Origin of the sequence: Thioclava sp. GXIMD4215 (assembly GCF_045291555.1) — a bacterium.
Lineage (GTDB): Bacteria > Pseudomonadota > Alphaproteobacteria > Rhodobacterales > Rhodobacteraceae > Thioclava > Thioclava litoralis.
This window is the reverse complement of the sequence record NZ_CP149515.1, coordinates 578,315-591,138: the sequence shown is the minus strand read 5'-3', so window position 1 is coordinate 591,138 and position 12,824 is coordinate 578,315. Positions and strand designations below refer to the sequence as shown.

Here is a 12,824-nt window from a genome sequence, read left to right as displayed (position 1 = left end):
CACCCTCTTAGAACTGGAAATACAGGAAGGGCGTGAAGGCGGCCTCGGAGATCCGCAAAACACAGGCGGTGAACAACAGCGCCAGTACCAGAGACCCCGCCAGAGAGCTCGCCAGAGAGCTCGCTGCCGCCGTGGCGCTGCGTGTGGGGGCCATGACGGAGGCCATACCTGAGGTCCCGCTATCTGCCCCCGCAAGACCCGCGGCGGTGCCGCTTGAGATGTCCTGTGCCCGCCACTGGCGAACCAGATCCTTCAGGCGGGGTTCGAGGGCTGCGACCATGATGGCCAGGGCAAGGAAAACCAGTGCCTCGTTGCGGATCTGCACGGCGATGTCGAACGGAATGGCGGTGCCGTTCAGCCCTGCCATGCCCGCCAGCACCCCGAGCGCCTGATCGAGATCGGCGGCACGGAAGAAGACCCAGCCGACCAGCACCGTCAGCAGTGTGCGCAGCACCGATAGCGCCCCGTTGCCCTGCGGCACGATTTTTGCCCGCTCCAGCGCCAGCCATGTGCCATGCCATGCGCCCCAGATCACGAAGGTCCAGTTTGCCCCGTGCCACAACCCGCCCAGCACCATGACGATCCAGAGGTTGAAATAGGTCCGCGCCGTGCCAAAGCGGTTTCCGCCCAGCGGGATATAGAGATAATCGCGCAGCCAGACCGAAAGCGAGATATGCCAGCGCCGCCAGAATTCGGTGATCGAGCGCGAGACATAGGGGGTGTTGAAGTTCTCGGTAAAGCGGAACCCCATGATCATGCCCAGACCGATGGCCATATCGGAATAGCCCGAGAAGTCGAAATAAAGCTGCAGCATATAGGCAACCGCCCCAAGCCACGCCACGGGGCTCGCCGGATCGGCAGTGGTGAAGGCCAGATCGGCCAGAGGCGCGATGGCATCGGCCAGCAGCACTTTTTTCGCCAGCCCGATGGTAAAGCGGGCAAAGCCGTCGGCCACCATTTCGGGCGTCGAGCGACGGTCGCGGAACTGGTCGGCCAGATCCTTGAAGCGCAGGATCGGTCCGGCGATCAGCTGCGGGAACAACGCGATGAAGGCGGCAAAATCGATCAGTCCGGTATCGGCGGGCGCATCCTTGCGCCAGACATCGACAAGATAGGAAATCGACTGGAAGACATAGAAGCTGACGCCGATGGGCAGGATGATTTGCCAGTGAAAGCCGAGTTGGTCGGGCGTGGTACCGAAGGCGGCGGCAAGACTGTCCATGAAGAAGCCCAGATATTTGAACGTGCCCAGCACCGCGAGATTGCCGCCAAGCCCCGCCACCAGCCATGCCTTGCCGCGCCGACGGCCCAGATGCGCCGCGATGCCACGGCCACAGACCCATGTGAACACGGTGGTTGCCACGAGAAGGCCCAGAAAATCGATCCGCCACCATGCGTAGAACAGATAGCTGCCCAGCAGGATGGTCAGGTTCTTGCCGCGGCGCGGTGTCAGGAAATAGGCCAGCAGGAACAGGGGGAGAAACAGAAACAGAAACGTTTCGGAGGCAAAGACCATAGATCAGATCCCTTCGCAGCTGGGCGCGACAGATGGCGCCGCTGTCGGCGTGGTGAGAGAAAGTGCGGTATGGGCCTTTTGCGCCGCCAGCCACGCGGGCTGCTGGCTGGCAACGGGGCCGCTCATCAGGCGGGGAAATTGCGCCGCCAGCCGGTTGCCCTGCAGATGCAGCCGCGCAGGCCGATCCCCGCGCAGGCCCTCGCGGTTATGAGCTATCAGATTGTCCGAAAGCGACAGCCCCCCCGCCGCCATATCCACCAGCTCGACCGCTGCGGTGCGGGCCTGCAGGAAACCGTTCTGGTGGATTGTGACCGCATCGGCATGGTTGAGGCGCAGGGCCGTGGTTCCGGCCCCTACCACCAGATTTTGCTCGATCAGCACACAGCGGCTGTCGCGGATTTCGAGGCCGGTGGCGAGGGGCTTCAACAGCATGTTCTGGCGCAGCCGCAGGGCCTGTGATCCGCCGCTGACCAGAATCCCCCCCGATCCGGCGGCAAAGCTGTTCTGCTCGATCCGGCTCTGGCGCAGCCCCGCAAGCTCCAGCGCCGAGGCGCTGCCGGTGGTGCGGAACGCGACATTGCGGATCTCTGCCTTGGCCAGATTGCGCAAAACGACCCCTTCGCGGGTGCGGCCTTCGAACTGGCTATCGGTCAGGGAAAACCCGTCCACCCCTTCGACGCGCAATTCCGCGACATCCAGAAACTGGCTCTCGCTGATGCGCGAGGTCTCTTCGGCATGGTAGAGAAGGCCGGAGCTGATCGACAGGCCGGCTATCGCGCCCATGCCCGTTGTACCAACGCTGCCTGTGCCATTGGTGCTGCCCTGCGCCCCCAGCCCGATAAAGGCCGCATGCTCGGCCAGCAGCACACCCTGCCCCGCAACCGTCACGAAGGGTTCATAGCTGGCCAGATGGGGATTGACCGGTCGGGTGCTGGCAATGGTGGCGCCCTGCAATTCCAGCGTTCCGAAGGCCAGCACGAAGGCTCCGGCTGCGCGTGACAGATAAAGAGTCTCGCCTGGTGCCATCCGTAGCGCGGCGTCGTTCCACAACACCAGTGGACGTTCGACAACCACCCCGTCCTCGACCGCGTAAAGCCCCGGCAGGCCCGCTTTGGCAAGCGTTGCCAGATCGGCCGTGCCGCCAGTGATATAGATCGCCGTATCCTCTCCCGCGCGGGCGGCCACGAGCGGGGCGAAATTCGACGGCCCTGCCATCACGGCAAGCCATGTCAAAGCGGTGTTCAGCGAGCCTTCGCTCAGCTCCGCTTTCGCGGAGGGCCGTTGGAGCGCCACAGGCGGGGCTGGAACGGCCTCTGCCTGTGGGGCGGCCTCTGCCTGCGGAATGAGGGGCGCGCCGATCTCCTTGCGGAAGGCGGCATAAAGAAGGGTCGGGTCTGCGTCTTGGGCCGCCTGCCCAAAACCGCCAAGCCCGTCATGGCTGTCCAGCGACAGCCCCGCGCGCCCGCGCTGCGGGGCGGGCATGGCCGTGGGGGCGTGCCGCAGCAACGAGCTTGGTGCGGCCAGCCCCCCGAGCCGTAGTGACCCCTTGCCGACCGTCATATCCTGAGCGGAGAGCTGCGCCCCCCCGAGCCCCCACAAAGCCACGGCAGTGGCCAGCGGCAGGGTCTTGGGCCAGAAGTGCCGGGGCGGACAAGCGGGACGGGCGGATCGCGGGCGCGGGAGGCGGATCATGGATGCAGGCTCCGTTCAGCGGATATCGGCGACATTGGCGGCCAGCGTGACCTGCGCCACCTCTTCCTCCAAGGCGACAAGTTTGCGGATCGCATCCTCGGTGCGGGTTTCGGCCAGTGCCGCCTGCCGGACCTTCTCGAGCTCGGTCAGCTTGACATGCAGCATGATGATCGCACGGCCCGAGATATTGCTGACCGGCATGGCGTAATCGGCATCGATCATGATCGAGCACCCCTCGAACAACGTGCGTTCGCCTTCGGGCAGCGTGCACTCGCCCTGCCCCGAGATCATGGTCAGGATCGAGCGGCCCTCGCCCGTGCCATTCACCGTCAGCTTGGCACCGCTTTCCACCCGCATCATTTCCATCTCGCAATCGCCCTGACTGCGCAATGTCTCGCTCTGGCCCCATGTCACATCGCGCAGGCGGTGGCTGATGACCTCGTTGCGCTTGTTTTTCTTGAGCTGTTCGACCACCAGTTTGACATCCTGCGAGCGTTCGCGATTGGCCAGCAGCAGCGCATCGGGCGTGTCCACCACGATCACATCATCCAGACCGATCACCGCCACCAGCCGGTCTTCGGAACGGATCAGCGAATTGGCGGTGTCATGGGTGACAACATCGCCAAAGGTGACATTGCCGTTTTCCTTCTGGTCGGAAATCGAATGGACCGAATTCCAAGCGCCGACATCATTCCAGTCGATCCCCGGCAGCGGCGCCAGCGAGATATGCTCCGAGCGTTCGAAAATCAGCCGCTCGGTCGGTTCGTTGGCGGCTTTGCCAAAGGCGTTTTCCTCCAGCACGCTGGCCCCGAGCTGGTCCTCGGAGGCATGGGCCAGCGCGTCCGATACGGCGGCCAGTGTCTGGGGATCGAATTTGGCAAATTCCTCGACCAGAAGATCGGCGCGCAGCATCGAGATGCCCGAGGCCCAGTAGGATTGCCCGTCCTCGAGCATCTTCAGCGCCACCTCCGCCGGAGGCTTCTCGACGAAGCGCAGCACACGGTGCAGGCCGCTGAAATGGTCATAGGCCCCACCGTCGGTAATATAGCCATAGCCCGTTTCGGCATAGGTGGGGATCACGCCGAAGGTGATGATCTGTCCGGCCTCTGCGGCGGGCAGCATGGCGGTGATGATGGTGTTGATATCGCCCGAGATGATATGATCCGAGGGCAGCACCAGCAGCTTGGCATCCCTGTCGTCGCGCAGGGCATAAAGGGCCGCCGCCAGCACTGCCGGTCCGGTGTTGCGGCCCATCGGTTCCCCGATGATCTGGCCGGTCTTCTGGATGTCGCGCAACTGGCGTTTGACAATCGCCGTCTGGCGCGCGTTGGTCACCACGATCGGGTCGCCGAATTCCTTGCCGGTATGGCGCTGCACGGTTTCCTGAAAGAAGGTGGCCCCTCCGCGCCCGTTGACGGACTGGAACTGTTTGGGCTGTTCGACGCGGGACATCGGCCAAAGACGTGATCCCATGCCGCCACAAAGAACGGTCGGTCGGATTGCATTATACATAATTACTCCTCCGATACAGATTTACGCGTGAACTGATCAACCAGGCTGTCGAGCGGTGTGGCGCGGTGAATGGTCAACTGGGCCAACTGACCTTCGCGGTCAGCAGGCAGCGGTGTCTGGGGCACAAGATCCACGCGAACCTGACGGTTGGCACCAAGGGCGGCCGCCGCAGCCAGAGAGGCGGCATCGGCATGGGTCGCGATGCGCGTCCCGTCCGGAAATTGCGCGGTAATCTCGCGGGCCTGCGCCAGCGCATAAAGCTGGTCGGAGGCGATATTGGTTTTCAGCACAACAGGGGCGTCCGCCTCCGAGAGCTGGAACACCGGCTGGCCTTCCTGCACGGTGGCCCCAAGCTGCGGCCCTACAGAGCGCGCGTTACAGTCGCAGGGCATAGCGACCGCAAGGGTCTGGCCGGTGGTCGAGCGGATCGAGAACGCGACCTCGCCCATCTGTGCGCTGGGGTCGATATAGTCGATCTGGCCCGCGCTGATGGCGTTCAGTTGCGGCCCTGCGGCAAGCGCCTGTGCGGGGGCGGGAATGGCAAGGGTGAACAGGCGCTCGCGCAGGAGCCATGCCCCGCCTCCGACCAGAAGGGCCGTGGCCAGCAGCATCAGCGTGCCATTGACCAGACGCCGCCCGAGGCCCGTCCCGCCGGTTGCGGCGGCATGGCCTTTGGCACCGGCGACCTGCATCGGTTGCAAGGCCACGCCCAGCACCCGCCCGAGCGAGATCACATCCCCTGCGATATAGCTGTTCAGCACATGGCGGAGCTGTGGCAGATGGCTACCGGAAGGGTCGATGAAATCAACCGCGATCGTGCCCTTTCCGGGGTCGATATCGGTTACCAGCGCAGGGATCGGCAAGGTCAGGTTGAACCCCTCGAAGGGGAAGATCACGCGCAGCAGGCGTTGTTCGCCCACGATATGGGGGTCGGCCAGACCGCCGAGTTTGGCGCGCATCAGCGAGATGGACTGGCCTTGAAACTGGCGTCCGTCGATTTCGGCGGAAAAGGGCAGTTCCAGCAGCGGGTGATCGCCCGGCAGCGCCAGATCGGGGGTGAGGTCGGGGGGCGGAAAGGCGCTTTGGGCGGTTCGGGTGGTCAGGTTGGATCTATGCGGATCGGCCATCGTGGACATCGGGGAAAGGCTCCTTGAGTTGGCGCGAAAAAGGGGGCGTGATCTTCGGGTCGGGCAGATTCTGGCGGGTCACAGAGAACCGGAGGCAATCAGCGTCGCCAGAGCCAGCCAGCCAAGTGCAAGCGCATGGACATAGGTCGAGGACCATGCGCGCAGTCTCTGTCTGGGGGTGGGTTTGAGTTTGCCTTTCGCACCGCCCGGCTGGCGGGTCCATTTTTGGCGGTCGATGCGGAACAGGATGAAGCTTTTGACCGAGGCCCCGACGATCTGGCTGAAATACAGCAGGAAGGGATAGGTGATCGGGAAGCCCGGTTTGCGGACCAGCGACAGGATCCAGCAGAAGATGTAGCGGGTGAACAGGATCCACGCGATATAGGCGGGCAGCACCATCGGGCTGACGAAGACCGTGCCGAAGAGCACCGAGATCGGCCCCGCAAGCGTTGTCCATATCCCCATGCGCTGGTCGAGAAGCGCCCAGAATGTGTAAAGCCCCGTCACACGCAGCGGCAGTGCCAAGGCGCGGCCATTGGTGCGCAGCATATTGCCGAACCAGCGCGTCATCAGGGTTATCGCGCTGTCCATGAAGCCGGGTTTGGGCTGGCTTTCCATCGAGACAGAGGCGACATCGGGCAGATAGCGCATCAGATAGCCATGCGACAGCAGCCAGAACCAGGTCGATTTGTCATCGCCGGTCAGGAATTTCACGCGCCCCAGCCGCCAGTGCTCGACATGGTCCGATTGCACCTGAGCAATGAAGCTGGGCTCGATCAGAAGATCGGCGCGGAAAACCGACATCCGTCCCGTAAGGGTCAGCACGCGGCCTGCAAGCCCTTGCGAGGACATCATCATCTGACGTTGCGAGAAGCGCAGGTTATACCAGTCACGGAACAGGCCGGGTTCGGGGGTTTCGGCAATCTCGTCGGTGGTGACCGCGCCCACCCGCGGATCGGTGAAAAACGGGGCCGAGGTCTCGACGATATCTTCGGGCACGCAGGTATCGCCATCGACCACCACCACGATATCGTGGCGTGTCGGGTGCTGGCGCGCAATCAGCCGGTACGACCGCGCCAGCGCGTCGCGCTTGCCGGTGCCCGGAATACGGTCGATCAGCAGCGCGACATTGCCCATAGCGACCGGCATCGTGTCGTAGACCCGCTGGATCAGCGCCTGATCGGCCAGATCCACCACCGAAACCACCACCGAGGCGCCGCCGCGCGATGCCGCCGCTGCGCGGAAGATGGAGCGGTAGACCGGCACGGTGACCTCGGGTTCGATCTTGAAGGAGGTCACCAGAAACCATGCATGGGCCGGTGCGGGACGGGCGGCATAGGCCTGCTCGGCACGGGCGCGCAGGCGCGGAAAGGCATAGTTGAGATAGATCGCTGCGCGGGTGAAGTTCAGCGCGGCCCAGCTATAGCGCCAGATCCCGATGACGCCGATCACCAGCAGCCCTTTCGAGACGGCCTGAAGGTCGGCGCTGGCCACCAGGGTCATAAGCCAGACCATGACCGCGAGATAAAGAAAATGCGCAGCGATCCGTTGCATGTTACCAGCAGATCCCTTCATAGACGCCATTCGAGCGGGCTTCGGGAGAGATCCGCGTCAGATCGATGATCGGGCGGTCCATCGCGCGGGTCAGCGGTTCGAGCGTCTCGGCATAGCTGTTGCCGACCAAAATCACATCGGTCTCCGCCAGCAGATCCTGGATCGAGGGCACCAGACGGTCGCGCAATTCGATGCCGTAATCATTGCCCCGCCCTGCGGCGGAATGGTCATTGGAATAGGCTTCGTTGACATAGGGATCATAGACCTTGATCTCGCGGCCCTTCTCGATCAGCCGTGCGGCCAATGTGGCCAGCGGGCTTTCGCGCAGATCATCGGTGCCCGGTTTGAACGAAATCCCGACCATGCCGATCCGGCTATGACCGCCCTCCTCCAGCATCTTCTCGGCGCGGGCGATCTGTTCGTCATTGGCCACCAGAACCGCGTCCAGAAGCGGGGTCTCGACGGCATGCTGATCGCCCAGTGCCCGCAGCGCACGCACGTCCTTGGGCAGGCAGGACCCGCCAAAGGCAAAGCCCGGACGCATGAAATAGGGCGACATGGCGGCCTTGTTATCCGAGCACAGGATCCGCATCACAAGCTGGCCATCAATCCCCGAGGCCTTGGCGATATTGCCGATCTCGTTGGCATAGGTCACCTTGACGGCGCGCCAGCTGTTCGAGGTGTATTTGACCATCTCTGCGGTGCGCAGATCGACCGAATGGATTTTGCCGATGGTGTTCTTGTTCAGCTCGGTCAGGAAATCGCCGGTCAGCGCATCAAGCGAGCCGAAGACAATCAGACCCGGCTCTTTGTGATCCTCGATAGCGGTAGATTCGCGAAGGAATTCAGGGTAATAGCCAACTCCAAAGGCGTCCCCCGCAGTCAGGCCAGAGGCGGATTCCAGCATCGGAATACAGGTGGTTTCCATCGATCCGGGCACAATGGTCGAGCGCATGATCACCGAATACCATTTGCGCTCATGGGCGATGGCCTGCCCGAGCTGGGCACAGGCGGATTTGACGTAATCGAGCCCGATAGAGCCATCCGGCGCCGAGGGGGTGCCCACGCAGACGAAACAGGCCTCGGTTCTGGCGACGGCTTCGGCGATATCGGTGGTCGCGCTCAGCTTGCCCTCGGCCACGGTCTGCGCGATGAGTTCGGGCAGGCCCTTTTCGACAATCGGGGACTTGCCCGCATTGATGGCCGCCACTTTGCCCGGATCGACATCCACGGCCACCACAACATGCCCGTCCCGTGCCAGACATGCTGCCGAAACAGCCCCGACATATCCAATTCCGATCACAGCGATATTCGCCATACCCATTCCTTTCATCAAGCTTACAAGCCGTGTCTGCCCTTGGAGGAAAACCGAATGCCATGCCGGTTCCGGTCTTCGGCCAGACAGATCGGCGGGGAGGCCGACCATCAATTTCGTTAATGACAAGTTAAGATTTGCGCCGCTGCGGAAGAAAAAATAGTCCGTAAAAAAGCCTATTCTTGTCAGGAAAAGAGCCGCTGAACTGATCGGTTTCCTACAGGCGGAACCTCGGGGTCGTAGGGGATTTTCCGCTGGGAGACGCGCATTAAAAAAGCAGCCTCTCGGCTGCTCGTTTCGTCATAAAATCAGGTGGATAGTCTTAAACGAGACCGTTGCGCATCGCATAGTCGACGATCTGGCTTCGGGATTTCAGCTGCAGTTTGTTGGCCGCGCGTGCCTTGTAGGTTTCAATGGTTTTCGAGGACAGGTCGAGCTCTCGGGCAATCTCCTTCATGCTCTTGCCCAAGGCGATGGATTGCACGACGAAAGCTTCGCGGTCCGTCAGCCGGTCTTTCATCCTTTCGGCCAGATCGCCCCCGTCTTTCTCAAGTAAGATCGGCTGCGGAGGGTCGGATCTGCCGCCGCGGCCCGATACGGGCGGCCCGACCTCTCGCCCCTTTGCCAGCACCTCGCGGGCGAAGGTCTCTTCCAGATGGATGAAGCCGTGGCAGACCGAAGCCACCGCCACTTTCACGGCTTCCAGATTGAGATGTTTCGAGATGATGCCGCGAAATCCGACATCGAAGAAATTCTCGATCAGATCGTCATCGGGGGCCTCGCAATAGGCAATATAGAGCGGCGGCTTGCCGATGATCGCGTTGAGCCGCCCCACGATGGTGGAGACATCCATTTCAAACTGGGACGGATCAAGAATGACAACATTGGGCAGACAGGGCAGATGCTCGCGCTTCAGCCCTTCCGGTTTTGACCAATCTCCCGGCAAAGACAAAGACCGCGCCTCCAGCCAGCTTTCCTCCGAAAGCAGCATGGAAATTCCTCTTGCAAGAAGCGGGTTACTGTCGATGGCGAGAACGACCTGAACGATATCGTCTCTGAACATATGTGGTCCTTGGCTACCACGATCTGTGGATTTGAAGCTAAAGGGGATTTACCGCGCTCGGCGGTAAATGGACGAAGCATTCGGCAATTTTTCGCCGTAATCGTATTCTGCCTTTATCTAGCTAATTCAAATTATGGAGAGTCGATCCCTGAATGCAACTTTCTTGCCGATGCGACGCGGAGATTTCACTGAAACCCCGATCAATTCTTACGTTGCGTCAATATTAGCACGATGATTTTCAATAAGAATATCTGTGCGTGATTATTTTTTAACAGAATGCGAGCTTTGCGGTGGCCAAGGTAGTGCTGTACGGGGGTATTTCAACCCAAGCGATTATTCGCCGAGTGCTGTCCACCAGACAGTCACCGGATGCTCACGGGCCGGTGGGGAAAAAGGGGCGTGTCCGCCCCTTTGCGTGGCGCCTCACCCGTGGTCATACCACTCCGAGACGACATCCATCGTAATCCCCCTGAATTCGATCGAGGCATCCGGTGTGGCAACGGTCAGGCTGCCATCGTCTTCGACAGAGAAGGAGAAGATGTCGGAGGCCACCCCGTCTTTGGACCAAAGCAGCGCCGCCTTGAAAATCTCGTCGGCTTTGTGACCGTTGAGATAGGCGCTATCGCCTTCCTCGAAGGAAAAATCGAGGATCAGGTTGTCGCCATCGGTCAGGATGAACTTGTCCGCCCCCGTGCCGCCTTCCAAGGTGGCCGAACCGCTTCCGGCGTTCAGCTTGTCATTTCCGGCCCCGCCATAGAGGAGGTCGTCATCATTATTTCCGTACAGCGTATCATTGCCCTCACCGCCCCAAAGGACATCCACACCCTTGTTGCCGCGCAGCACATCATTGCCATCGCCGCCCAGAATGGTGTCATCGCCCGAGGCACCGTTTCCCTTGTCGGCACCGGCCCCGAGATCGATATAGGCCCCCGCATCCGAGGCCTTGACCGTGTCATTGCCCGCAAGCGAGAAACAGATACTGTCGCCTCCGCTCAGAGAGATCGAATCCTTTGAGGCCGTGCCCAGAACATCGGCATCGGCTTGCGTGACATCGGTCTTGGTGCCGGTCTCGGTGCCTGTCTCGGTGCTGGTTTCGGCGGTGACGGGGGCTGCTGGGATCTCTTCTGGCGCGGTGACCAGCGCCGTCGGGGCGGTATCGTCAGCGATGACCGCGTCCGCCTGCACCGTGTCCTGCACAACCGCCTGCTGCGGCGCGGGATCTTTGGCGCTGACATCCGCATCGCTTGGGATCTGCGTCGCGCTATACCCCCCTGCCTTCAGCAGATAGTCCAGATCATCGGACAGCGAATAGGTGCCATCGGTGGTTTGCAGCACCTCGACCTTTTCCAGCAGCGAGCGCCCGCCCGCATGGTACAGCCACAGCCCCTCCGTCTCCTGCACCAGTTTGAGATCGGCCAAGCCGCCATTGACCACAAGCGTGTCCGTGCCCGATCCGCCCTGAAGCGTATCCTCGCCCGCCGAAAGCACGATCACATCGGTCCCCGTCCCCATGTCGATATAGTCATTTCCAGCCCCGCCGGTGACGGTATCGGCGCTGCCATACATCTGCACATGCCCGCCCTTGTCCGACAGGGTGATCTCTTCGGCGCGCACGCTGCCCTCGACCGTGGTGAAAAGCACGGTATTGGCTTCGCGCTCGGTCGGCGGGCCATAGCTTGCCCCCTCTTCGTTGACAAAAAGCGTCAAACCGAGCGCCTTCTGTTCGGCCAGCGTGTCACGGATGGAATTGTCAACGCTGATGGTATTGTCCTGATCCAGCCCGCCATGAAAGTTGATATCGCGATTGGTATAGCTGACCTGTACCTCATTGCCCGAGGCCGAGGTGTAGGACGCAAACAGGACCGCGTGGCGCGTATCGACAATCGTCAGGTCGGTAAACGAGCTGTCATAGACATCGCGGATCCACAGCCCGTAGCCATTGCCGGAATCGCCTTTGTTATGCGCGCCCGAGACTGACAGCCCGTCGATATCGGCATCGATCGATTTTGCCACGACCAGCCCGTTCGACCCCGGTTCGATCATCGACACATCCTCGAGAGTGAACCCGCGCGAGGTGTTGACGAGGATCATCATCCCGTCATCTTCCGCCGAAATCGTATTGGTGAAATCGGTCGGATCGGAGGTGCCGTAATCGCCCTTCAGTGTCAGGTTCGAGATCGTGACATTATCGACGGTGTCCACAACCTGCGCGGTGGCGGCCTTGCCGAAATCGAATTGCAGGGGGGAATCGAACCCGACGGTCTTGCCGTCAACCGAGGTGACCACCACCATCTGCGTCTGCAGCGGCTTGTCCTTCTGCCACTGCGTATCGCCGATTTCTGCGAAAAGCGCCGCGGTGTTCGGGGTCTCGATCCAGAGCACATCCCCGACCTGAACCCCGTCGGTCGAGGCAAGTGTCAGGCTCTGGCTTCCTTTCACCCCCGAGGTCACACCGATATCGGACCCGAGATCTTCTTTGAACAGATCGTCGCCAACCTGAAATGCGGGGTCGCCCTTCATGGAAGCATCAAGGGTGATCACCGTCTGACCATCCGACGCGCCACGCAAAACGACATTATCCGTCTCGATCTTGACGGTCGAGGTGAAGGTATATTCCCCCGCCTCAAGTTCGATCACCGTCCCAGGTTCTGCGCCCGAGACGATTTTCTGAATGTCTTCCGATGAGGTACCGGATTTTATGTATAAGACCATTCCTTGCGTCCTTTTAAGAGAGGAGGTTTAGAAAGTCTTCGCTCGCGGGCACCTTATCGGATTATGGGTTAATGATGCCATAATCGCGCTAGGAAAGATGGATCACAAATGATTCAAAACTGTCATGACTTTGCGTAATGATGGACGGATTTTACGCGGTTTTCTGCCTGTCTGGCGAAAACAACGGCTATGTGACAGGTCTCTTCGGGGGTGCAGCCTTCGGGCGGCTCTGCCGCGCGTGCATGGATGGAGGCGGATCACCTATCGTCCTGAGGACAGGGTTGATCCTTTACCGGACAAGGACGATGATCTGCCCAAATGCATTTGGAGCAG

At 61.2% G+C, this 12,824-nt stretch carries 8 protein-coding genes; all 8 read right to left on the bottom strand.

The features are described 5' to 3' along the window. Positions 1-7: 7 nt before the first annotated feature. Positions 8-1,516, bottom strand: a complete 1,509-nt coding sequence (locus tag WDB86_RS02810; protein ID WP_406736534.1) for an MBOAT family O-acyltransferase — start codon at positions 1,514-1,516, stop codon at positions 8-10. 3 nt (positions 1,517-1,519) lie between these two features. Further along, positions 1,520-3,208 (bottom strand): right-handed parallel beta-helix repeat-containing protein, encoded by a 1,689-nt coding sequence (locus WDB86_RS02805; protein WP_406736533.1) that lies wholly within the window; start codon positions 3,206-3,208, stop codon positions 1,520-1,522. A gap of 15 nt (positions 3,209-3,223) precedes the next feature. Continuing rightward, a complete protein-coding gene (locus WDB86_RS02800; RefSeq protein ID WP_406736532.1) occupies positions 3,224-4,720 on the bottom strand; it encodes a mannose-1-phosphate guanylyltransferase in 1,497 nt (498 codons plus the stop codon). A gap of 2 nt (positions 4,721-4,722) precedes the next feature. Further along, entirely contained in the window at positions 4,723-5,856 is a 1,134-nt protein-coding gene (locus tag WDB86_RS02795; protein ID WP_406736531.1) for a hypothetical protein, read from the bottom strand. Between the two features lie 69 nt (positions 5,857-5,925). Further along, positions 5,926-7,401: a glycosyltransferase gene (locus tag WDB86_RS02790; protein WP_339107335.1), complete on the bottom strand. Its 1,476-nt coding sequence runs from the start codon at positions 7,399-7,401 to the stop codon at positions 5,926-5,928. Between the two features lies 1 nt (position 7,402). Continuing rightward, entirely contained in the window at positions 7,403-8,719 is a 1,317-nt protein-coding gene (locus tag WDB86_RS02785; RefSeq protein ID WP_406736530.1) for a nucleotide sugar dehydrogenase, read from the bottom strand. A gap of 319 nt (positions 8,720-9,038) precedes the next feature. After that, positions 9,039-9,779, bottom strand: a complete 741-nt coding sequence (locus WDB86_RS02780) for a response regulator transcription factor (protein WP_339107337.1) — start codon at positions 9,777-9,779, stop codon at positions 9,039-9,041. A gap of 423 nt (positions 9,780-10,202) precedes the next feature. Continuing rightward, positions 10,203-12,491 carry a hypothetical protein gene (locus WDB86_RS02775; protein ID WP_406736529.1) on the bottom strand — a complete coding sequence of 763 codons (2,289 nt, stop codon included), beginning with the start codon at positions 12,489-12,491 and terminating at the stop codon, positions 10,203-10,205. Between the last annotated feature and the right edge of the window lie 333 nt (positions 12,492-12,824).